Genomic DNA, 20,842 nt, shown 5'->3' with positions numbered 1-20,842 from the left:
GTGGACGGTCCGGCGAAGGAGCAGAGCGGCAGGCGGGCCGAGACGCGGCAGCGGCTCTACCGGGCCGCGGCCGACCTCATCGCCGAGCAGGGCTTCGCCGCCACGACCGTCGACGCGATCGCCGAACGTGCGGGGGTGGCCAAGGGCACCGTCTTCTACAACTTCGGCAGCAAGGAGGCGCTGTTCGCCGGCCTGCTCGACCACGGGATCGAGCGGCTCGCCGACGCCCTGGCCGAGGCCGCGCGCGGCCCCGCCGCCTCGCCGGTCGCCGTGCTCGACGCGCTCATGCTCGCCCAGCTCCGCTTCTTCGACGAGTACGGGCCGTTCGCCCGGGTGCTGCTGGCCGAGATGTGGCGGGCGGCCTGGCAGGACGCCGTCCTGAGGCTGCGTACGAGCGTGCTCGCGGTGTACGAGCGGGTTCTCGCGAACGCCGTGGAGGCCGGGGAACTGCGCCCCGGCCTCGACACCGGCACCGCCGCCACGGCCGTCTTCGGCATGGTGCTCACCGTCGCCATCGAGCGTCGCGCGCTGCGCCCCGACCAGCCGGTCGAGGACGTGCACGCGACCCTGGCCGAGCTCGTCCACCGCCGCATCTCGCCCTGACCGCCCCTCGATGACCGGCCTTCCCGGCGACGACTCCCGCTCGAGCCGAGACTCGTCGCCGGCGTCGTCGGGAAGTGCGCGGCCTCAGACGAAGAGTTCGTCCACCGACGTCACCGTCACCGCCCGGCGAATCCACTTCTCCAGTAGATGCAGGTCGGAGCATCGGCTGATCCGCTCACGTGCTTCGGCGGGAATGTCCAGCCCACGGGCGTCGAGCACGGTGAGGATCGCCTCGATCTCGCCCTCCGCGCGGCCCTGTTCCAGACCCTGTTCCAGACCCTTGTTCACCCACTCGGAGAAGTAGCGGGCGCCGATCACCTTCTCGTAGTCGGCTGACGCTGTCATCAGAAGCTCCTTCAGGCGCTCACCCACTACTGTGGGTACCAGACCGAACACGTAACTCAAATATAGCTGGGCGCCCTTCCGGTCCAGCTCGTTCAGGCCCTCCAGCATGACCTCCATCGCCTTGTCGATGTCGGGGTGGTCGCCGTTCATGGCCACCGACAACACGGCCAGCTCGGGGTGCCTGCGCGCCTCGTCCGGGTCGGTGACCAGAGGCAGGCGGTCCGAATGAATCGCCACCGGGGTGACGGTCCCGCTCGGCCCCATGGAGATGGGCTGCTCGCACCAGCGGCCCACCGCCCGGTTCATGCAGATCACCAGCAGGGCGGTGTCACACTGCAGCCGGGCCCGCAGCGCGGCGGCGTACACAGGCCAGCTGAAGCGCTTCTTCGCGTCACGACGCAACTGCACCTCGACGATCACCGCCAGGCGGGCCGTTCCCGACCCGTCTCGGAGCACCACGACCGCGTCCGCGCGGTACTCCACGGAGGTAAGTTGCGTGGCGTCCACCGCCTCTGCCGTGGCCCTGGCGAACCGGGGCAGCTCGATGCCGCCGACCTCACGTAACAGCGCCACGGCGGCGATGGGCTGGTTGTGGAAGAAGTCGACGGTCTGCTGATGGATGAACTTCGGCACGCGGGAGACATTACTCAAAGTGTTCGAGTCATTACCGAGAATTACCAAGCTCTGTGGATGGGCGCGGGAACGGGGCTGGGGCGTTAGCAGGACGAGATGATCGGCAACTAACGTGATCCGCCGTTCGTCGGGATAAATGCAGGTATCCCGTGACAATGGAGGAGACCGTGTACCCCCCACCGCAGCAGAAGCGCCGCCGCAGCGTGGCTCCGTTCGTCATCGCGGTCATCTTCGCGGGAGCGCTCATCGTCGGGCTGAAGTTGCTGTTCGGCGGGGCCTCGGGCGGCGGCGGGAACGCCGGTGACGACGAGGGCGGGAACGCGAGCAGACGCGCCTGCGGCGACGACGGGATCACGCTGACCATCGCCGCCTCGAGTGAGAAGGCCGAACTGCTGCGCACGATGGCCAACGACTACAACGGCCACAAGGTGGACGGGCAGTGCGTGGACGTGGTCGTGAACTCCAAGGCGTCCGGTGGGGCGATGCAGGCCCTGGCGCGCGGCTGGGACGAGCGGCAGGACGGCCCGAAGCCGGACGTCTGGACGCCAGCGAGCACCGGCTGGGTCACCCTCCTGCGGCAGCGCGGCGAGGGCGGCGACCAGGCGTCGCCGGTGGCCGCGGACAACCCGACGATCGCCACGTCTCCGCTGGTCATCGCGATGCCCAAGCCGATGGCCCAGGCGCTCGGCTGGCCGTCCAAGAAGATCGGCTGGTCGGAGATCCTGGACCTCGCCAACGACCCCAAGGGCTGGGCGAAGTACGACCACCCGGAGTGGGGCAAGTTCCGCCTCGGCAAGACGAACCCGAACTTCTCCACTTCCGGTCTCAACGCGACCGTCGGAGCGTATTTCGCGGCCACCGGGTTGTCGGGCGACCTGACGGAACGGGACGTCGCCGCGGCGAAGACGCGTGACTTCGTGAAGGGGGTCGAGCGGTCCATCGTCCACTACGGCGACACGACTCTGACCTTCCTGTCCAACCTCCAGCACGCCGACGACTCGGGAACGGCCATGTCATACATCTCCGCCGTGACGGTGGAGGAGAAGTCGGTGTGGGACTACAACCAGGGCAACCCGACGGGCGATCCCAAGACACTCGGCGACCACGCCAAGCCGAAGGTGCCGCTGGTGGCGATCTACCCCAAGGAGGGCACGCTCTTCTCCGACCACCCGTACGCCGTGCTGTCCTGGGCGGACGCCGCGAAGAAGGCCGCGGCGGCGGACTTCCTGAAGTACCTGCGGGAGCCCGATCGGCAGCGGGAGTTCGAGAAGTACGCCTTCCGGTCGTTCGACAGCAAGCCGGGCGACCTCATCACGACCGCCAACGGCCTCGACCCCAAACAGCCGGCGACCACGCTCAGCACCCCGACTCCGCAGGTGCTGGACCGGATCCTCAAGAGCTGGGCCGAGCTGCGCAAGCCCGCCAACGTGCTGATGGTGATGGACGTCTCCGGCTCGATGGGCGCCGACGTCGCAGGCACCGGCAAGACCAAGCTCGACCTCGCCAAGCAGGCCGCGATCAACGCGCTGCCGCAGTTCGGACCCAACGACCGCGTCGGCCTGTGGTTGTTCAGCCTCAAGCAGGACGGCGACAAGGACTACCGCGAGCTCGTCCCCCTGGGCAGGGGCAACCAGTCGCGGCTCAAGAGCCGCATCAGCGGCCTGATCCCCAACGGCGGCACGGGGTTGTACGACACGGCCCTCGCGTCGTACCAGTACGTGATGCGGCACCAGAGCGGCGACGCGATCAACGCGGTCGTGTTCCTGACGGACGGCAAGAACGAGGACAACCACTCCATCTCGCTCGAGAACCTGCTGCCCGACCTGCGTAAGGAGGCCGGGCAGGAGACCGTGCGGATGTTCACCATCGCGTACGGCGGCGACGCCGACCTCGACGTCCTGCGGCGCATCTCGCAGACCACGGACGCGGCGGCCTACGATTCGCGCAAGCCGGGAAGCATCGACGAGGTGTTCACCGCCGTCATCTCCAACTTCTGATCGACCCCACCGTCCGACCTGGGAGCCCCCTTGTCCCGCTTCACCGAGGAACTCCGCGACCCCTGGGCGCTGCTCCTGGGCGCCACCGCCGCGGGCGCGGCCTGGGCGGTCGGCGTCCCTGTTGTGGGGGTGCCCGTCGCCGGGGTCGCGGCCTGGCTCATCAAGGCGTTCGCCTCCGCGTGGCAGTCCACCGGAGGCGAGAGCCGTACGGAACCGCAGGCACCGCCGGTGGCGAAAGGGAGCGCCGAGGAGGCGTGGCTGCGGCGGGCGGAGCGGGCCGCCGCGTCGTTCGCCGACCTGACCGCCTCGATGCGCGGGCAGCTCCTGCTCGACCGGATCGCGGCGATGCGCCCGCAGGTGGACGACACCGTCGGCACGCTGCGCCGGCTGGCCGGGCACGCCTCCGTCACCGGCTCGGCGCTGGCCCGCTTCGACCCCCGGTTCCTGGAGCAGGAGCACGTACGGCTCACGCAGTCGCGGCGGACGGCCCGGCAGGAGGTCGCGGGCGAGCTCGACCGGTCGATCGCCGCCCTGGACGCGCAGCGCGAGGTGTACGACAGGTTGTCGGGCGCACGCGAGCGGGTGCTGGCCCGGCTGCAGTCGGGCGCCATCAGCCTGGAGGGCCTGGTCGCGCGGGCCGTCGAGATCTCCGCCATGACGGCGGCCTCCGACGGCGCGGGCGGCGGCGCCCAGGCACTCGACGAGCTGACCTCGGAGCTCGAACTGACCCGGCAGAGCCTGCACGAGGTCGAGGAGTCCGCCCGGCACGACATCGGCCCCTGAGCCCTGTTTCCTCGCTCAGCCCGAGGAAACGGTCAGCGCGTGCCACAGGACCGCCCTGTCCACCGCGCCGACCTGCCACGTGCGGGAACGCAGCGTGCCCCGATGCCGGTACTCGCGCATGATCTCGACATGCGCACGCAACCGCACGAACTCCCGCAGATCACTCTCACTGCGCCACACCGACAGCGAACCGACCCGGCGGCCGGGGATGTCCGCCCACAACCACATGCCGACCGCGCCGGGCAGCGACGGCCACAGGCGGCTCAGCGACAGGCCGCGCCGCGCGATGCCGGGCAGGTCGAGCATCCGGTCCGTCCGGAAGTCCGTCAGCGCGGCCACCAGCGGTCCCGGCCGCTCCGCCGCGGGCCCGGCGATCCAGCGCGACCTCAGCACGGCGCCGCCTCCGGCAGCACCGCGAGCGCCGTGCGCAGCAGAGGCGCGGCGGCCTCGCGGATCTCGTCGCTGAACGGCGTCGGCCGGAAAGTGGCCGGATCCAGGTTGACGTTGACGCGGTAGCCCTCGGCGTGCACGGTGGATTGGTCCGAGGCGCGGTCCGCGGACAGCACGCGAAAGCCGTACACCCCGCTGGTGCGTCCCATCCGCTCCAGCCAGAAGTGCACCAGCCGCTCGCCCGGCTCCGCGATGGGCACGTGGTAGGTCACCTTGAACTCGCGTACGGCCATCAGCACGTCCCTGAAGGCCGACCGGCCGGGGTCGGCCGCCCAGCCGAGCCGGTGCCAGTAGGCGCCGATCGCCCGCTCGACCAGCACGGCGTAGCGCGAGTTGTGCAGCAGCCCCATCGCGTCGAGGTCGTCGAAATACACCTGGACGGTCTCGTGGACGCCACCTGCGGTCATGTCAGTCCTCCGGGAGAAGTGCGGGGTCGGGGCAGAGCGCACGCAGGCGCTGCAGCACGCCGCGGCGGGCATGGACGAGGGCCTGCGCCCCGTCGTGCAACCGGGAATGGATGATCACCATCTCGCCGAGCGCGTCGATCTCGTAGGCCAGCTGGGCGGGATCGGCGCCGCCGGTCAGTTCGCCCAGCGTCACGGCCTCCGCGACCAGCCGGCGGATGAGCCCCTGCCACTCGCGCATGGCGCGCGAGAGCCGGTCGCGGACGGCTCCGGGACGGTCGTCGAACTCGGCCTGCACGGCGAAGAAGAAACACCCGCCGGGCAGCACGCCGTCGCCGTAGAAGGCCAGCCGCGCCTCGTGCAGCGCGAACAGGCGCCGTACGCCCGCGGGGGCGCGCAGAGCGGGCCCCACCACCTGCTCGGTCCACTGCCGGACGGCCCACTCCACGGCGTCGAGCTGCAGTTGCTCCTTGTCACGCCAGTGCGCGAAGAGCCCGGACTTGCTGACGCCGGTCGCCGTCGCCAGCCGCCCCAGGGAGAGCCCGTCGAGCCCTTCGACGGACGACAGCTCCACCGCCTGCCGGAGGATCGTCTCGCGGCTGCGCAACCCGCGCAGCCGCCGACCGTCTTGTGTCACCCGGGCAAACTATACGAGCGACCGGTCGGTCGTCTACTTGGCTGCGGCCAGGAGACGGGCGAGTTCGGCCGGGCCGGCGTTGCCGCCCGTGCACACCACGGCGACCGTGCGCCCGGCGAACTCCTCGCGCCGGGCCAGCAGTCCGGCGAGCGCGGCGGCCCCCGCCCCCTCGGCCAGGGTGTGGGCCTCGGTGAGCAGCAGCCGCTGGGCCCGCAGGATGTCGTCGTCGTCCACCAGCACGAAGTCGGCCAGACCATCCCGCATCACGGCCTGCGGGAGCGCGAACGAGGACCCGGTGGCGAGCCCTTCCACGACGGTCTTTATGGGCCTGGTCACCGGTTCCCGCAACCGCCAGGAGTCGTGCGCGGCCGGAGCCTGGGCCGACTGGACGGCGATCACCCGGCAGCCCGGCGCGAGCGCGGCGGCGGCGAGGCACGCGGCGGCGGCCCCGCTGCCGCTGCCCACCGGCACGAACACCGCCTCCAGGTCCGGCCGGGCGGTGAACATCTCGACGTAGAGCGTGCCCACCCCGGCCAGGATGTCCGGCTCGTCGGCCGGGCTGATCAGCCTGCGTCCCGCGCGTTCGGCGAGGTCGCGCGCGTGCTCGGCGGCCTCCACCATCGTCGCGCCCCGGACCTCGACGGTCGCCCCGAGCGCCTCGACCGCGGCGACCTTGGCGGGGTTCGGGTTCTCCGGCATCAGGACGGCGCACGGCACGCCGTACAGGCGGGAGGCGTACGCGACGGACTGGGCGTGGTTGCCGGTCGAGTACGTGACGACCCCGCGCCGGCGATCGGCCATGCGGGCCAGTAGCGTGATGCCGCCGCGCACCTTGAAGGCCCCAGTGGGCTGGACGTTCTCGTGCTTCACATGGACCTCGGCGCCGACCGCCGCGTCGAGCACGGGATAGGACCACATGGGGGTCTCGGGCAGGTGCGGGGCGATGAGCCGCCGGGCGTCCAGGATGTCGCGGATGTCGGTCATGGCCCCCAGCCTGGCCGCCGACGGGACAATAGGTCCAACTGAAGTTCTGAGGCGAAACCATAGACGGGATCGATGAATGCCGCTCGACGTCGTACGACTGCGGGTGCTCGTGGCCGTGGCCAGGACCGGCACGGTGACCGCCGCGGCGCGGGAGCTGCACTACTCGCAGCCCTCGGTGAGCCACCACCTCGCCCGGCTGGAGGCGGAGACGGGCGCGAAGCTGGTGCGGCGCGTGGGGCGCGGCATCCGCCTCACCGAGGCGGGCCGCCTGCTCGCCGAACGGGGCGCCGAGATCCTCGGCCGCCTCGACGCGGCGTCCGCGGAGCTCGCCGCGCACGTCGGGCTGCGGGCCGGACGCGTACGGCTGGCCGCGTTCCCCTCGGCTCTCGGCACGTTCGTACCGGCCGCCGCCGCGCGGCTCGCGCAGGACCATCCGGGGCTGGACCTGCGGCTGATGGAGGCCGAGCCGCCCGAGGCACTGCGCCTGCTGCGGGCCGGCCGGGTGGACGTCGCCGTGGTCTTCCGCTATGGCGAGACGGCTCCCGAGGACGACGGCGTCCGCCTCGTCCACCTGCTCGACGACCCGAGCCTCCTCGTCACCCCCGCGGCGTACGGCGGCGCGGGGGATCTGGCGGCGTGCGCGGACGGGCCGTGGATCGCGGGGTGCGAGCGGTGCCGCGCGCACCTGCTCGCGCTGTGCGCCGAGGCGGGCTTCGAGCCGCGCGTCTCGTTCACCACGGACGACTACGTGGCCATGCAGGCCATGGTCGCGGCCGGGCTGGGCGTGGCGCTCCTCCCCCGGCTGGCGCTGTCGGCCCACCGCCACCCGGACGTGCGGGTGTCCGAGCTGCCGGGGTCGGACCGCCGGGTCTACGCCGCGACGTACGGCGAGCCGCCCGACCCGCCCGCCGTCGCCGCCCTGGTCACGGCCCTCCTCCCCTGGCCGGCGCAGACGGCCCCGATAGCCCAGGCAGATGCGTGATATGTCTGCGGCGACGACGTTGATCCACTAGAAATTGGACATGCAGAAAATGTCGCTGTTCGCGTCCACATCTGAGGATCAGGGAGGTCTGAGCAGGAGGAACTTCCTCCAAATGGGCGCCATCGCGGTGCCCGCCCTCACGTTCGGTTCGAGGATGCTCCCCGCGCCCGTCGTGGAGGCCACCGGGGTGGCGCCGGCCTCGCTCGCCGGGTTCGACACGCTGATGAAGACCTACATCAAGGAGCGAGGGATCACCTGCGGCCAACTCGCCGTCTCCAAGGGCGGCAGGCTGGTGCTCGCGAGGGGCTACCGATACTCCGACGGCAGCCATGCCGTTCCCGCCGTGTCGCCCACGTCGCTGTTCCGCATCGCGAGCCTGAGCAAGCACATCACCGCCATCGCGATCATGCGGCTCGCCCAGGAGGGCAAGCTCAGCCTGACCGCCTCGGCCGCGAAGCTCCTCGGCCTGTCCACCTCGGCCGACTCCCGGCTGGCGAACGTGACGGTGTGGCGGCTGTTGCAGCACACCGGGGGCTGGGACCGGGACGTCTCCGGCGACTACCTGCACATGGACCTCACCATCGCCAAGGCGCTCGGCGTGCCGCTGCCGATCACCCAGGACCACATCGTCACGTACGCGAGCGCCCGGCCGCTCGACTTCGCCCCCGGCACGAAGTTCGCCTACAGCAACTACGGTTATCTGCTGCTGGGCCGGATCATCGAGAAGGTCTCCGGGATGGGCTACGAGGCCTACGTCAGGCAGAAGGTCCTGGCGCCTCTCGGCATCACGCGTCCACGGCTGGGCCGTACGCTCCGGACGCAGGCCGCCTCCGGTGAGGTGATCTACGAGTCGCGCTACACGGGCCAGACCGTCCTGGACCAGTCCGGCCAGGCCCTGCCCGCGCCGTACGGCGGCGGGTTCAGCATGGCCTGCCAGGGCCCCAACGGCGGCTGGATCGCCTCCGCGGCCGACCTGGTGCGCCTGGCGAAGGTGCTCGACGCGCCGAACACGGTGCTCAACTCGACCTCCATCGCCAGGATGCTCGCCAAGCCCGAGATCGGCGTGAACCAGTACGGCTCCTGGTATGGCGCCGGCCTGTGGGTGCGCCAGGTGACGGGGCACGTCAACACCTGGCACGACGGCTCACAGCCCGGCACCTACACGTACATCGCGCGCCTGCAGAACGGCGTCACCTACGCCGCCCTGTTCAACCGGCGGGAGGAGAGCGGCTCGCCCGACTTCGACGTGCTCGCCGACCTGTTCAACACCCAGATCGGGAAGGTGCGCAGCTGGCCTGCCGGCGACCTCGGCTCGCGCTACTTCTGACGGGTTCAGGTGGGACTCGGCGTGGGGACGTCGTTGTCCAGCTCCATGGCGCTCCACTCGGCGACACCGCTGCCCGGCAGCTGACTGATCCGGGACTGGAACGTGGCGGTGCCGTCCGTCGCGTCGTCGTCCTCCTCGGCGAAGACGAGGAGGGACTGCCAGGTGCTCCATCTGTCCGCGGGGAAGAGCAGCCGGGGGCCGATCGACAGGTCCGGGTCGCCGAACAGCCGCTCGCTGTCGACGGTCACCCAGCCGTACGACGGCCTCTGGCTGAGCCGTACGTAGATGAGCGCCGAGCCTCCTTCGGGCACGACCACCTGGGCGGGCGTGACGATGACGCTCGGCGTGGCGCTCACACTCGGCGTAGGAGTGGGAACCGGGGTGGACAGCAGGTGGGCCACGCGAGCCGATCCGCGCGGCGCGGCGTCGGCCGTGCCCGGGACGAGCCCGGTCACCGCGGACGCCGTGGCCACGACGGCCGCGAGGACGGCCGAGTGACGCAACCGGCCGTGGGGGAATCGCATCGGGCACCTCCATGGTGAGCTGACCACACCGCCTCGGGCCGGCTGCCACCACTCGCCGGCGATGCTCCCAGCGTCCGGTCTGCCTCGCGGCCTGTACAGGAATCGCCCCTGCGGCGGCGGCCCGAGACCGCGGGCGCGCGACCGGCCGCCCGCCGTCCACCTGAGGGAAACGCCGCCGGACACGGACCGCCCAGCCGGCGACGACCGGTGAAAGATTCAGCGGCCGGCATCCCGGCCCGCCGTAGGGGCCGCACCGTGCACCCTTGCCGGGCGACGCCGGCGAGCCGTCAGCCGGCTTGGCGGAACTCGGCGGCCTGAGGACCTTCGGCACAGGCTGCGGCCAGTTCGTCCAATGACAGGCCCAGCGCGGCGGCGAGCGCGGCGACGGTGAAGAAGGCCGGGGTCGGCGCGCGGCCGGTCTCGATCTTGCGCAGCGTCTCGGCCGACAGCCCGGCCGCCGCGGCGACCTCGACCATGCTGCGCTCGCCGCGCGCCTGCCGGAGCAGGACGCCGAACCGCTCCCCCCGCTGCCGCTCCTCGGGGGTCAGGGGCACTCTCACCATGACCGTGATACTAATACCGGTATAGTTATTGGTGCCACCCCGGGAGGGCATGTCATGGTGGAGATCAAGACCGACGCCGCGCTGGACGCGATGCGAGAGGCGGGACGCGTCGTGGCCGGCGCGCTCGACGCCGTACGGCGGACCGCGGCCGTGGGGGTGCGGCTCACCGACCTGGACGAGGCGGCGCGGGCGGAGCTGCGCGAGGCCGGGGCGAGCTCCCCGTTCCTCGGCTACCGGCCGCACTTCGCGCCGACCCCTTTCCCCGCCGTGATCTGCGTGTCCGTCAACGACGCCATCGTGCACGGCATCCCGACCGATTACCGGCTGCGTGACGGGGACGTCGTCGGCGTCGACTGCGGCGCGGTACTGGACGGCTGGGCGGCCGACGCCGCCGTCACGTTCATCGTGGGCACGCCGCGGCCCGGCGACCTGGAGCTCGTCGACACCACGCGCCGGGCGTTGGAGGCCGGGATCGCCGCCGCGACCGTGGGCAACCGCATCGGGGACATCTCGGCGGCGATCGGCGCGGTCGCCCAGAAGGCCGGGTACGGCATGCCCAGGGACTTCGGCGGCCACGGCATCGGCCGCCGCATGCACGAGGACCCGTCGGTGCCGAACCACGGCCGGCCCGGCCGGGGCTATCCCCTGCGGCACGGCCTCGCGCTGGCCATCGAGCCGATGTTCATCGCCGGAGGCCGGGACGGTTACCACACGGCGGCCGACGGCTGGACGCTGCACAGCGTGGACGGCAGCCGGGCCGCCCACATGGAGCACACCATCGCGATCACGGAGGACGGCCCCCGCGTGCTGACCCTGCTCTAGGGCGTGAAAAATCCACGTGCCGGAACGGGCGCGGTGTCCGTACCATCCGAGCCATGCCGACTCTGCCCACACTCGCCCTGTTCGCGATCGCAACGCTGGCGCTGCTCCTGGTTCCGGGACCCGCCGTGCTCTACATCGTCACCCGCAGCGTGGCCCAGGGGCGTACGGCGGGGCTGGTCTCCGTTCTCGGCGTCCACACCGGTTCGCTCGTCCACATCGCCGCCGCGGCGTTCGGGATCACCGCGCTGCTCGCCGCCTCGGCCACGGCGTTCGCCGTCGTGAAGTACCTGGGCGCGGCCTACCTCCTCTACCTGGGCGTCCGCAAGCTCATGCGGCGGACGGAGGCGGAGGAGGCCGAGGTCAAGGTGGCCTCGCCCCGGCGGCTGTTCGGCGAGGGGTTCGTGGTCAACGTGCTGAACCCGAAGACGGCCATGTTCTACCTCGCGTTCCTGCCGCAGTTCGTCGACCCGTCGCGCGGTCCCGTGGCGCCGCAGGTGCTCGTGCTCGGGGCCGTGTGGGTCGCGCTCGGCATGGCCAGCGACGGCACGTACGCCCTGCTGGCCTCGGTCCTGGCCGGGCGGCTGCGTTCCTCGGCGCGGGCCCGGCGGCGGCTCGACAAGGGCAGCGGCGTCGTCTACCTCGGCCTCGGCGCCGTGGCCGCGCTCGCGACCGAGGGCGCCAAGAAGCTCTGACGGCTACCCAGGACATTTGTACTGCCGCAATCGGGATCGCTGAATCTGCCCGGCCCCTCCGGTTTTCGAGACGCTTGACGCACACGGAGACGCCCTGGAGGAGCCGATGACCGAGACCCTGACCGCCCCGGTGAGAGCCGCGCAGCCCCGGCGGGGCACCCTCCGCACCTTGCTGATGCCGCTGGCGGTCGACGTCGCCGCGCCGATGGCGTGCTACTACCTCCTGCACGGCGCGTTGGGCACGAGCGAGGTCACCGCGCTGGCCGTGAGCGGCGTGATCCCGGCCGTCCGGGTGGTCGCCGGGATCGTCAGGGACCGCACGCTGAACGGGCTGGCCGGGCTCACGCTGGCGGTCAACGTGGCGGGCATCGCGCTGAGCTTCGTCACCGGCGACGCCCGCATGATGATCGCCAAGGACTCGGCCCTCAGCGGTGTGATCAGCCTGTTCATGATGCTCTCGGCGTTCACCGCGCGCCCGGTGATGACCCCGGGAATGCGCGCGTTCATCACCCGGGGGAACGCGGTGCGGGAGGCCGCCTGGGAACGGCTCGCGAGCTCCACCCGGTTCCGCCGCGCCGAGCGCCGCTTCACCGGCATCTGGGGCGCGGCGATGCTCGCCGACTGCGTGGCCCGGCTGATCGGCGCGTTCACGCTGCCGGTGTCCACCATGGTCTGGCTGTCCAACGTGCTGCTGATCGCCGCACTCGCGGTGGGGCTCGTGGTCGCGGGCGCGTTCGGCTCCGGGCCGATCATGTGGATGATCAACAACGAGACGAGGGACGCGCGATGAGGGGCAGGGGCATCAACTACGACACCGGTTTCCTCCCGGGCGGGCACATCAGCCGGGAGACGTTCGACCCGGAGACGGTCCGCGCGGAGATGCGGGTCATCGCCGAAGAGCTGCACTGCACCGCGGTCCGCATCACCGGCGGGCACCCCGAACGGCTCAGCGTCGCCGCGCGGCACGCCGCCGAGGCGGGGCTGGAGGTGTGGTTCGCGCCCTTCCCCTGCGAGATGACGACGCGGGAGCTCGCGCCGTACTTCCTGGAATGCGCCGAGCGGGCCGAGGAGGTGCGGCGCGACGGCGCGGAGGTGGTGCTCGTGACCGGGTGCGAGCTGAGCTTCTTCTGCGCCGGTTTCCTGCCCGGGGAGACCTTCTTCCACCGCATGGCCGCACTCGGCACGGGGGATTCCGAGCTGTACGCCCGGTTCGCCGAGATCCCCGCGCGGCTGAACCCCTTCCTGGCGGAGACCGCCGAGGCCGTCCGCACGCTCTTCGGCGGACGGGTGACGTACGCCTCGGGCGACTGGGAGGACGTCGACTGGAGCCCGTTCGACATCGTCGCGGTGGACGCCTACCGCGACGAGCGCAACGCCGCGACCTACCGCGAGGAGCTGCGCTCCCGCTTCCGGTTCGGCAAGCCGGTGGCGGTCACCGAGTTCGGCACGTGCGCCTACACAGGGGCAGGCGCACGCGGCGGCATGGCGTGGGCCATCGTGGACTACACCGTGAATCCGCCCCGGCTGGACGGCGACTACCGCCGCGACGAGGGCGAGCAGGTCCGCTACCTGCGCGAACTGCTCACCGTGTTCGAGGAGGAGGGCGTGGACAGCGCCTTCTGGTTCACCTTCGCCGGCTACGGGACGACGTACGACCCGGACCCGCGCAGCGACCTCGACATGTCCTCCTACGGAGTGGTCCGGCTGCTGAAGGACGGCGGCAGGGAGCCGAAGGCGGGCGGCAGGGAACCGAAGGAGGTCTTCCACGCCCTCGCCGCCGCCTACTCGGGCTGACCCGCGGCCGGCTGAGATGCGACGGCGGCCACCTGGCCGGCCCACCGGTAGTCGGCCTTGCCCGCCGGGGAGCGGAGGATCTCCTCCACGAACGCGTAGGTCCGCGGCACCTTGTAGCCCGACAGCCGGGTGCGGCAGTGGGCGTCGAGCTGCTGCGCCGTCGGCGAGGTCCCGTCGTACGGCTGGACGACGGCCGCGACCCGCGAGCCCCAGCGTTCGTCGGGGATGCCGGTGACCACGGCGTCGAACACGGCGGGATGCCCCTTGAGCACCGCCTCGACCTCCTCGGGGAAGACCTTCTCCCCGCCGGTGTTGATGCACTGGGATCCGCGGCCGAGGATGCGGATCGTGCCGTCCTCCTCGACCGTGGCGAGGTCGCCGGTGAGCAGCCACCGGACGCCGTGGGCGTCGGTCACGAAGGTGCGGGCGGTCTTGTCCGGGTCGTTGTGGTAGCCGGACGCGATCCGGCCGGTCCTGGCCACGGTGCCGATCCGCCCCGAGCCCGGCTCGACCGGGGTCAGCGTCTCGTCCAGCACGGCGACGGAGGCGTTGGCGTTGGGCCGGTAGCGCAGGCCCGACTCCGGCGACGACCCGTCGACGGCGGACGCCGTGTATCCGGACTCGGTCGAGCCGAAGTTGTCGAGGATCATCCGGCCCGGCAGGAGCTCCTCCAGCCGGACGCGTACGGCCCCGCTGAGGATCGCCCCGGTCGAGCTGAGCGCGAACAGCGACGACAGGTCGTAGGAGCCGGCGGCGATCTCGTCGGCGAGCGGGCGGGCCATCGCGTCGCCGGTGACGTTCAGGCTGACGACCTTCTCCCGCTCGATCGCGCGCAGCACGGCGGCGGCGTCGAACCTGCGGACGTACACCATCGTGCCGCCCATCCACCAGGCGATGAAGGTGCCCACCTGCGCGGCGCCGTGCATCAGCGGCGCCGCCGTCATCATGACGATCGGCGACGCCGCGCCGTGCGCCTGCTCGATCACCGCCTCGGGCGTCTTCAGCGGCTCGCCGTACGGGTTGCCGCCGCCGAAGGCGTAGAACAGGTCCTCCGACCGCCACATCACGCCCTTGGGCATGCCGGTCGTGCCGCCGGTGTAGATGACGTACACGTCGTCGCCGGACCGGGGCGGAAATCCTCTGCCCTCGGGCTGCCCCGCCACCGCCTCCTCGTACGGCACCGCGTCCGGCACGTCCGTGGGGCCGCCGACGGCGACGAGGTGGCGCAGCCCGGGGACCTGCGCGGCCACGGCCGCGACGCGGTCGTCGAACTCCACGTCGAACAGCAGGGCCGCGACGCCGGAGTCCCGGTAGAGGTAGAGCAGCTCCGACTCGACGTACCGGTAGTTGACGTTGACCGGCACGGCCCGCAGCTTCAGCGTCGCCAGCAGGCCCGCGACGTACTCCACCCCGTTGTAGAGCTGCATGCCGACGTGCGTGCCGTGGCGGACGCCGTGCGCGGCCAGGTGGTGGGCGAGCCGGTTGGCGCGGGCGTCGAGCTCGGCGTAGGTCAGGCGGTCGTCGCCGCAGACCACCGCCACGCGGTCCCCGATGGCGTCGGCGAGCCCCTCGAAAAGATCGGCGTGGTTGAACTCCATCCGGCGGACCTCCCGCGCTCAGGGTTTACTGCTGCCGACGATCCACATCGCGAAGAACTGGGCGCCTCCGCCGTACGCGTGGCCGAGCGCGAGGCGCGCCCCCTCGACCTGGTGCTCCCCCGCCATGCCCCGCACCTGGAGCGCCGCCTCGGCGAAGCGGATGAGGCCGGAGGCGCCGATCGGGTTGGACGACAGCACGCCGCCGGAGGCGTTCCAGGGGGTGTCGCCGTCGAGGGCCGTGCACCCGGCCTCGGTGAGCTTCCAGCCCTCCCCCTCGGTGGCGAAGCCGAGGTTCTCCAACCACATCGGCTCATACCAGGAGAACGGAACGTACACCTCGGCGACGTCGATCTCCCGGCGCGGATCGGTGACCCCGGCCTGGCGGTAGACGTCGGCGGCGCAGTCGTGGCCCGCCCGCGGGCTGACGACGTCGCGGCCCGCCACCATGATGGGTTCCGAGCGCATCGCCGTGCCGTGGATCCAGGCGGGCGTGCCGGTCACCTTGTCCTCGGCCGCGAGCACCATCGCGCAGGCGCCGTCGGACGACGGGCAGGTCTCCAGGTAGCGGATCGGCTCCCACAGCATCGGGGTCGACTCGACCATCTCCCGGTTGATCCCGGGGATGCGCAGGTGGGCGTACGGGTTCTTCAGCGCGTTCAGCCGGTCCTTGACCGCGACCAGCGTGCCGATGTGGTCCGGCGCGCCCGACCTGCGCATGTACTCCCTGATGTGCGGCGCGAAGTAGCCGCCCGCGCCCACGACCAGGGAGGCGTTGAAGGGCAGGTGCGTGGTCAGGGCCCAGGTGGCGTTCGACTCCGACTGCTTCTCGAAGGCGACCACCAGCACCCGCCCGTGCACCCCGGCCTGGACGAGCGACGCGCCGACCAGCGCGGTCGAGCCGCCGACCGAGCCCGCCGTGTGCACGCGCATCACCGGCTTGCCGGCCGCGCCGAGCGCGTCGGCGAGGTACGCCTCCGGCATCATCACGCCCTCGAACAGGTCGGGGGCCTTGCCGATGACGACCGCGTCGATGTCGGCGAACGTCAGGCCGGCGTCCTCGAGCGCCCGCAGAGCGGCCTCGCGGACCAGCCCGGCCAGCGACACGTCCCGCCGTCTGGTCTGGTAGCGGGTCTGGCCCACGCCGATGACGGCACAGCGGTTTCCCACGGCGACTCCCTACGCGGACGTTTCGAGCACGGCGACGAGGTTCTGCTGCAGGCACGGTCCCGAGGTGGCGTGCGCCACCGTGCGGCCGGCCGAGCCGTCGAGGATCCGCCGGGCCGCCTCGCCCACGCGGATCAGGCCGGTGGCCATGAGCGGGTTGGCCGCGAGCGGCCCGCCCGACGGGTTGACCGTCACGTCGGCGGACAGGCCGAGCGCCTCGCGCAGGATCGTCTCCTCGTGGCTGAACTGGGTGTGGAGTTCCGCCACGTCGACCGGGCCCTTGCCCACCCCGGCCGCCCGGCCCGCGTCAGCGGTGGACACCGACCGGGAGAGGTCGCGCATGCCCAGGTAGTGGGGCTCGGCGCGGTGCGCGATGCCGGTGATCCAGGCGGGCCGCCCGGCGAGCTCACGGGCGCGGTCCCCCGCGGCCAGCACCACGGCGGCCGCCCCATCCGTGACCGGCGCGACGTCGTACGGCCGCAGCGGCTCGACCTCGAACTCCTCCCCTGAAGGGTCCGGCAGGTCGAGGGCGTACGGGTTGGCCCGGCCGTCCGCGCGGCTGCGCCGTACGATCTCGTCGAGCACGGCCCGGTCGGCGCCCGCGGCGGCGGCCTGCAGGGCGGCATAGGACACCTGGTCGAGCCCGAGCGGCGCCAGATAGTACGGGTCGAGCTGGAGCGTCATGATCTCCCGGATGTCCGACATCGACGACTTGCCGAAGCCGTAGACCAGCGCGGTGTCGATGTCGCCGTGCTGGAGCCGCACCCACGCCTCGTACAGCGCGAAGGCGCCGTCCATCTCGACGTGGCTCTCGCTGATGGGCGGCCAGGCGCCGACCGCGTCGAGCGCCGAGACGAACGAGAACGGCGCCCCGGCCAGGTAGTCGCACGAGCCGGAACACGTGAAGCCGAACCTCTTCAGCCCGGTCGCCCGCTTGACCTCGTCGATCACCGGCAGCAGCAGCTCCGGCTCGGCCAGCCCGGTGTCGTGGCCGGTGTGGACGGTCTGGGCGAAGGCGACGACGGCCACCTCGCGCACGAGCCCACTCATCGGGCACCTCCGGTGGAGTCGTCGAGGTCGGCGTCCGGCTCCCCGGTCGGCTCGAACCACTTCACGTTGGTCATCGACAGCGTCCGCTCCTCTGGCGGCACCCACACGGCGCGCACCCGCATGCCCTGCCGCACCTCGTGCGCCGGCACCCCGCCGATCAGCGTGATCATCGGCGTGTCCGCGCCGTCCAGCAGCACGTACGCGGAGACGAACGGCACCTCGGGGGCCCGGGGGTCGGGCAGGTTGTTGATCGCGAAGGTGGTGACCGTGCCGGTGTCGACGACCTCCACCTCCTCCTCGACGACCGAGCCGCACGCGGGGCACGACTCGCGGTAGGGCACGTAGACGGCGGCGCACGCGGCGCACCTGCCGCCGACGAACCTCCCGTCGCGCACGCCCTCCAGGAACCGGGTGAGCGCACGGCCCGGCGTGACGCGATACTCGGCCCGCACGGGCGCGACGAGCGAGGTGACCTCGGGCAGGAAGCACTCGATGTCCGTGATGTGCCCGGTGGTGGCGGCCCGCCAGCGCGGGCGCACCCGCATGCCCGGCCGAAGCGCCTTCGGGCTCCCCGCGTCCACCGCGTGGACGAGGGCCGTGTCGGCGCCGTCGAGTCTGATCAACGCCCAGGCGAACGGCCGGTCGAGCGGGTGTCCGGGGCGCGGGGAGCCCACCCAGGCCCACGCCTGGACGGTCCCGGCCGGCCCGACCTCCACGTACTCCTCGGTGACCACGTCGCCCGTGTCCGGGTCGTACTCCAGCGGCGGCACCAGCACCCGCCCCCCGGCCGTACGGACCCCGACGAGCCGCCGGTCGCGCAGTTCGGTGAGGAACCGCCCGATGACCGGCCCGGTCGTCCGGGTGTAACCGCCGGGGAACTCCAGGACGTGCGTCGCGACCAGGTCCTCGGACATGTCAGATGGCACGGTCCCTGCCTTCCCAGTAGGGGGCGCGCAGCTTGCGTTTGAGCAGCTTGCCGTTCGGCTCGCGGGGCATCTCGTCGATGAAGTCGATCACGCTCGGCCACTTCATGCGGGCCAGGCGGCCCTCCAGCGAAAGGACGATCTCCGCGGCCAGTTCCTGCCCGGGGACGGCGCCGGGCGCGGGCTCGACGACGGCCATGATGCGCTCGCCCCACTCGTCGTCCGGGATGCCGAAGACGGCCACGTCGGCCACCTTCGGGTGGACCATGAGCTCCTTCTCGATCTCGGCCGGATAGATGTTCGCCCCGCCCGAGATGATCATGTCGGCCTTGCGGTCGCAGAGGAACAGGAAGCCGTCCTCGTCCAGGTAGCCGATGTCCCCGACGGTGAAGTAATCGCGCAGCCGGTTGGCCGCGGTCTTCTCCGGGTCGCCCTTGTACTCGAAGGAGACGCCCATCTTCATGTAGACGGTGCCGGGCGTGCCCGCGGGCACCGGCGCGAGCTCGTCGTCCACGATCAGCAGCTCGCTGCCCGGCCAGGCCTTCCCGACCGTGCCCGGCCGCTTCTTCCAGTCCTCGGGAGTGGCGATCGTGCCGCCGCCCTCGGTGGCGGCGTAGTACTCGTAGATCACGTCGCCCCACCACTCCAGCATCTGCCACTTGACCGGCACCGGGCAGGGCGCGGCGGCGTGGATCATCCAGCGCAGCGACGACAGGTCGTAGGAGTCCCGCGTCTCCTCGGGCAGCGACAGCAGCCGTTTGAAGTGCGTCGGCACCATGTGGGAGTTCGTCACGCGGTGGCGTTCGCACAGGCGCAGGGTCTCCTCCGCGTCCCACCTGTCCATGAAGACAAGCGTGTGCCCCATGTGCAGCGCCGTACCGGCGAACTGGGTGACCGCCGTGTGATAGCTCGGCGACGTGACCAGGTGGGCGTTCGGCCGGCCCGGCGTCACGCCGAACAGCCGCAGCAGCCCCGTCATCAACTCGGCGGAGTCGTCGGGGTCGAGGCCGGTGAGCGCGCGCCGCACACCCTTCGGCCTGCCGGTGGTGCCCGAGGTGTAGTGCATGGTGGCCCCGGCCGTACGGTCGGGGGGCGTGCTGTCCGGCCTGCCGTCGGTCAGCTCGGCCACGGGCCGGAAGCCCTCGACCTCGCCGTAGGAGAAGCACCGGTCGGCGGCGATCCCGGCTTCCTGGGCGCCCCTGACGGCCTCCGCGGCGTACCGCTCGTGGGCGAAGAACGCGGCGGCCTCGCTGTCGGCGACGATGTAGCCGATCTCGGGCCCGGTGAGGTGCCAGTTGACCGGCGTGTAGTACCACCCCGCCTGCAGGGCGGCGAGGTAGAGCACGAGGCCGTCCGCGCCGTTGGGCAGCAGGCCGCAGATGCCGTCCCCGGGACGCAGGCCCAGCTCGCGCAGGCCGTGGACCACGCGGTTGGCCTTGGCGAGCAGCTCGTCCGCGGGATGTTCCGTTCCGTCGGGATCGACCGCGGCGATCCACGCCGGGTCGGCCTGCGCAAGTCTCCAGAAACCGAGTGAGCCCATATGCCAGCTCCCTTTATGGCCGCACTGCCGGGGCGTCCGCGGCGTGAGCGGCCCCGAAGTGAAGCACGCCGGCACGACGCTGACAAGACCTGGCAATGCGGAGCGACTCAGATGAGAATCGGTTCTAGTTCTTGCGGGCAGACTAACCCCGCTCGCCATGTCTAACAAGCGCTTGATCGAACCGGTGACGCCGCCCAGCTGGAGGACACCTGTGGAGCTCCTGCCCATCAGCACCCCGCACTGCCGGATCGAGCGCGACGATCACGTGGTGATCGTCACGATGGACCGGCCCGAGGCCAGGAACGCGCTCTCGCAGGACATGCTGGTGGGGCTCGCCGAGGCATGGCAGTACATCTCGGACGAGCCCGAGGTGCGGGTCGGCATCCTCACCGGCGCGGAAGGAACGTTCTGCGCCGGGGCCGACCTCAAGGCCATGGGCACGCCGTCCGAGGACGAGCGGGTGCGCCGCCGTGCCGCCGAGATCCCCGACTACCACTGGAAGGGCCTGCTGCGCGATCCCGAGGCGCTGCCCGCCAAGCCCATCGTGTGCGCGGTCGAGGGGTACGCCGTCGCGGGCGGCACCGAACTGCTCGTCGGCACCGACCTGCGCGTCGCCGGAGAGGGCGCCACGCTCGGGCTGTTCGAGGCGCGGCGGGCGCTGTTCCCGATGGGCGGCAGCGCCGTACGGCTGCCGCGCCAGATCCCGTACGCGTTCGCCATGGACGTGCTGCTCACCGGCAGGGCGATCACGGCGGCCGAGGCGCTCGCGATGGGCATGGTCAACCGGGTCGTGCCGGACGGCCAGGCGCTCGCGGCGGCCCGCGAGCTCGCCGGCCAGGTGGCCGCCTGCGGGCCGCTGGCCGTCCAGGCGATCCTGCGCGCCTACCGCGAGACGCTGGGCATGCCGGAGGCCGAGGCCTTCAAGGTCTCCGACGCGATCGGCTGGCCGGTCATCGGCTCCGAGGACGCCAAGGAGGGCTCCCGCGCCTTCCGCGACAAACGCCCGCCCGTCTATCAGGGCCGATAG

At 71.8% G+C, this 20,842-nt stretch carries 22 protein-coding genes; 10 read left to right on the top strand and 12 right to left on the bottom strand.

Going from position 1 to position 20,842, the window contains the following annotated elements; genetic code table 11:
* The gene (locus QSK36_RS07190) at positions 1–603 is read left to right on the top strand and encodes a TetR/AcrR family transcriptional regulator (RefSeq protein ID WP_183535881.1); all 603 of its coding nucleotides are present in this window, start codon (positions 1–3) and stop codon (positions 601–603) included.
* Positions 604–687: 84 nt separating this feature from the next.
* On the opposite strand, the gene QSK36_RS07185 is transcribed toward QSK36_RS07190, so the two are convergent.
* A complete protein-coding gene (locus QSK36_RS07185) occupies positions 688–1,581 on the bottom strand; it encodes an RpnC/YadD family protein (protein ID WP_183534920.1) in 894 nt (297 codons plus the stop codon).
* 167 nt (positions 1,582–1,748) lie between these two features.
* Here QSK36_RS07185 and QSK36_RS07180 point away from each other — a divergent pair, with 167 nt between their 5' ends.
* Both QSK36_RS07180 and QSK36_RS07175 read left to right on the top strand, forming a co-directional pair.
* The gene (locus tag QSK36_RS07180; protein WP_285781755.1) at positions 1,749–3,578 is read left to right on the top strand and encodes a substrate-binding and VWA domain-containing protein; all 1,830 of its coding nucleotides are present in this window, start codon (positions 1,749–1,751) and stop codon (positions 3,576–3,578) included.
* Positions 3,579–3,608: 30 nt separating this feature from the next.
* Positions 3,609–4,361 (top strand): hypothetical protein, encoded by a 753-nt coding sequence (locus tag QSK36_RS07175; protein WP_285781754.1) that lies wholly within the window; start codon positions 3,609–3,611, stop codon positions 4,359–4,361.
* A gap of 15 nt (positions 4,362–4,376) precedes the next feature.
* On the opposite strand, the gene QSK36_RS07170 is transcribed toward QSK36_RS07175, so the two are convergent.
* The 4 genes from QSK36_RS07170 to QSK36_RS07155 are packed head-to-tail and all read right to left on the bottom strand — an operon-like array spanning position 4,377 to position 6,836.
* Entirely contained in the window at positions 4,377–4,754 is a 378-nt protein-coding gene (locus tag QSK36_RS07170; protein ID WP_285781753.1) for a hypothetical protein, read from the bottom strand.
* A complete protein-coding gene (locus QSK36_RS07165) occupies positions 4,748–5,218 on the bottom strand; it encodes an acyl-CoA thioesterase (RefSeq protein ID WP_285781752.1) in 471 nt (156 codons plus the stop codon). The genes QSK36_RS07170 and QSK36_RS07165 overlap by 7 nt, the downstream gene beginning before the upstream one ends.
* A 1-nt stretch (position 5,219) precedes the next feature.
* A complete protein-coding gene (locus QSK36_RS07160; protein ID WP_182898862.1) occupies positions 5,220–5,852 on the bottom strand; it encodes a TetR/AcrR family transcriptional regulator in 633 nt (210 codons plus the stop codon).
* Positions 5,853–5,885: 33 nt separating this feature from the next.
* Complete coding sequence (locus QSK36_RS07155; protein WP_285781751.1) at positions 5,886–6,836, bottom strand: threonine ammonia-lyase; 951 nt, start codon at positions 6,834–6,836, stop codon at positions 5,886–5,888.
* 76 nt (positions 6,837–6,912) lie between these two features.
* Between QSK36_RS07155 and QSK36_RS07150 the strand changes: the two genes are divergently transcribed.
* Both QSK36_RS07150 and QSK36_RS07145 read left to right on the top strand, forming a co-directional pair.
* Complete coding sequence (locus QSK36_RS07150; protein ID WP_183534911.1) at positions 6,913–7,818, top strand: LysR family transcriptional regulator; 906 nt, start codon at positions 6,913–6,915, stop codon at positions 7,816–7,818.
* Positions 7,819–7,930: 112 nt separating this feature from the next.
* Positions 7,931–9,145, top strand: coding sequence for a serine hydrolase domain-containing protein (locus QSK36_RS07145; protein ID WP_285781750.1), 1,215 nt, complete (start codon positions 7,931–7,933; stop codon positions 9,143–9,145).
* A gap of 5 nt (positions 9,146–9,150) precedes the next feature.
* Here the strand turns inward: QSK36_RS07145 and QSK36_RS07140 are convergent, their stop codons facing one another.
* Positions 9,151–9,669: a hypothetical protein gene (locus QSK36_RS07140; RefSeq protein ID WP_285781749.1), complete on the bottom strand. Its 519-nt coding sequence runs from the start codon at positions 9,667–9,669 to the stop codon at positions 9,151–9,153.
* A 287-nt stretch (positions 9,670–9,956) separates the two neighbouring features.
* Positions 9,957–10,232 carry a helix-turn-helix domain-containing protein gene (locus QSK36_RS07135; RefSeq protein ID WP_142562592.1) on the bottom strand — a complete coding sequence of 92 codons (276 nt, stop codon included), beginning with the start codon at positions 10,230–10,232 and terminating at the stop codon, positions 9,957–9,959.
* A 54-nt stretch (positions 10,233–10,286) separates the two neighbouring features.
* On the opposite strand from QSK36_RS07135, the gene map reads away from it, so the two are divergent.
* The 4 genes from map (at position 10,287) to QSK36_RS07115 (ending at position 13,540) form a co-directional block, all read left to right on the top strand.
* Positions 10,287–11,054 carry a type I methionyl aminopeptidase gene (map, locus tag QSK36_RS07130; protein WP_285781748.1) on the top strand — a complete coding sequence of 256 codons (768 nt, stop codon included), beginning with the start codon at positions 10,287–10,289 and terminating at the stop codon, positions 11,052–11,054.
* A gap of 53 nt (positions 11,055–11,107) precedes the next feature.
* Positions 11,108–11,746, top strand: coding sequence for a LysE family translocator (locus QSK36_RS07125; RefSeq protein ID WP_285781747.1), 639 nt, complete (start codon positions 11,108–11,110; stop codon positions 11,744–11,746).
* 106 nt (positions 11,747–11,852) lie between these two features.
* Positions 11,853–12,536 carry a VC0807 family protein gene (locus QSK36_RS07120; protein WP_221263425.1) on the top strand — a complete coding sequence of 228 codons (684 nt, stop codon included), beginning with the start codon at positions 11,853–11,855 and terminating at the stop codon, positions 12,534–12,536.
* On the top strand, positions 12,533–13,540 hold the full coding sequence (locus QSK36_RS07115; protein ID WP_285781746.1) for a glycoside hydrolase family 113 protein: 1,008 nt from the start codon (positions 12,533–12,535) through the stop codon (positions 13,538–13,540). The genes QSK36_RS07120 and QSK36_RS07115 overlap by 4 nt, the downstream gene beginning before the upstream one ends.
* Here QSK36_RS07115 and QSK36_RS07110 read toward each other — a convergent pair.
* Genes QSK36_RS07110 through QSK36_RS07090 form a run of 5 tightly spaced genes read right to left on the bottom strand, consistent with a single transcriptional unit; the run spans position 13,528 to position 19,815 of the window.
* Positions 13,528–15,138, bottom strand: a complete 1,611-nt coding sequence (locus tag QSK36_RS07110; protein WP_285781745.1) for an acyl-CoA synthetase — start codon at positions 15,136–15,138, stop codon at positions 13,528–13,530. The two genes, QSK36_RS07115 and QSK36_RS07110, sit on opposite strands and share 13 nt — an antisense overlap.
* 18 nt (positions 15,139–15,156) lie before the next feature.
* Positions 15,157–16,305: a thiolase family protein gene (locus QSK36_RS07105; protein WP_285781744.1), complete on the bottom strand. Its 1,149-nt coding sequence runs from the start codon at positions 16,303–16,305 to the stop codon at positions 15,157–15,159.
* Positions 16,306–16,314: 9 nt separating this feature from the next.
* Positions 16,315–17,352 carry a thiolase family protein gene (locus tag QSK36_RS07100; protein WP_285781743.1) on the bottom strand — a complete coding sequence of 346 codons (1,038 nt, stop codon included), beginning with the start codon at positions 17,350–17,352 and terminating at the stop codon, positions 16,315–16,317.
* Positions 17,349–18,266 carry a Zn-ribbon domain-containing OB-fold protein gene (locus tag QSK36_RS07095; protein ID WP_285781742.1) on the bottom strand — a complete coding sequence of 306 codons (918 nt, stop codon included), beginning with the start codon at positions 18,264–18,266 and terminating at the stop codon, positions 17,349–17,351. Before QSK36_RS07095 ends, QSK36_RS07100 begins: the two co-directional genes overlap by 4 nt.
* A 1-nt stretch (position 18,267) precedes the next feature.
* Positions 18,268–19,815: an acyl-CoA synthetase gene (locus tag QSK36_RS07090; protein ID WP_285781741.1), complete on the bottom strand. Its 1,548-nt coding sequence runs from the start codon at positions 19,813–19,815 to the stop codon at positions 18,268–18,270.
* A gap of 211 nt (positions 19,816–20,026) precedes the next feature.
* Here QSK36_RS07090 and QSK36_RS07085 point away from each other — a divergent pair, with 211 nt between their 5' ends.
* Positions 20,027–20,842 (top strand): crotonase/enoyl-CoA hydratase family protein, encoded by an 816-nt coding sequence (locus QSK36_RS07085; RefSeq protein WP_285781740.1) that lies wholly within the window; start codon positions 20,027–20,029, stop codon positions 20,840–20,842.

It is taken from the genome of Microbispora sp. NBRC 16548, assembly GCF_030268985.1.
In the GTDB taxonomy this organism is placed as follows: domain Bacteria; phylum Actinomycetota; class Actinomycetes; order Streptosporangiales; family Streptosporangiaceae; genus Microbispora; species Microbispora catharanthi.
This window is presented reverse-complemented; position numbering and strand designations above follow the sequence as displayed.

Bases quoted from the DNA above. Each gene is read 5' to 3' on its own strand.
- QSK36_RS07110 (WP_285781745.1), bottom strand. From the start codon at position 15,138: ATGGAGTTCAACCACGCCGATCTTTTCGAGGGGCTCGCCGACGCCATC.
- QSK36_RS07100 (WP_285781743.1), bottom strand. From the start codon at position 17,352: ATGAGTGGGCTCGTGCGCGAGGTGGCCGTCGTCGCCTTCGCCCAGACC.
- QSK36_RS07125 (WP_285781747.1), top strand. From the start codon at position 11,108: ATGCCGACTCTGCCCACACTCGCCCTGTTCGCGATCGCAACGCTGGCG.
- QSK36_RS07155 (WP_285781751.1), bottom strand. From the start codon at position 6,836: ATGACCGACATCCGCGACATCCTGGACGCCCGGCGGCTCATCGCCCCG.
- QSK36_RS07120 (WP_221263425.1), top strand. From the start codon at position 11,853: ATGACCGAGACCCTGACCGCCCCGGTGAGAGCCGCGCAGCCCCGGCGG.
- QSK36_RS07150 (WP_183534911.1), top strand. From the start codon at position 6,913: ATGCCGCTCGACGTCGTACGACTGCGGGTGCTCGTGGCCGTGGCCAGG.
- QSK36_RS07145 (WP_285781750.1), top strand. From the start codon at position 7,931: ATGGGCGCCATCGCGGTGCCCGCCCTCACGTTCGGTTCGAGGATGCTC.
- map (WP_285781748.1), top strand. From the start codon at position 10,287: ATGGTGGAGATCAAGACCGACGCCGCGCTGGACGCGATGCGAGAGGCG.
- QSK36_RS07165 (WP_285781752.1), bottom strand. From the start codon at position 5,218: ATGACCGCAGGTGGCGTCCACGAGACCGTCCAGGTGTATTTCGACGAC.
- QSK36_RS07115 (WP_285781746.1), top strand. From the start codon at position 12,533: ATGAGGGGCAGGGGCATCAACTACGACACCGGTTTCCTCCCGGGCGGG.
- QSK36_RS07090 (WP_285781741.1), bottom strand. From the start codon at position 19,815: ATGGGCTCACTCGGTTTCTGGAGACTTGCGCAGGCCGACCCGGCGTGG.
- QSK36_RS07140 (WP_285781749.1), bottom strand. From the start codon at position 9,669: ATGCGATTCCCCCACGGCCGGTTGCGTCACTCGGCCGTCCTCGCGGCC.
- QSK36_RS07095 (WP_285781742.1), bottom strand. From the start codon at position 18,266: ATGTCCGAGGACCTGGTCGCGACGCACGTCCTGGAGTTCCCCGGCGGT.
- QSK36_RS07135 (WP_142562592.1), bottom strand. From the start codon at position 10,232: ATGGTGAGAGTGCCCCTGACCCCCGAGGAGCGGCAGCGGGGGGAGCGG.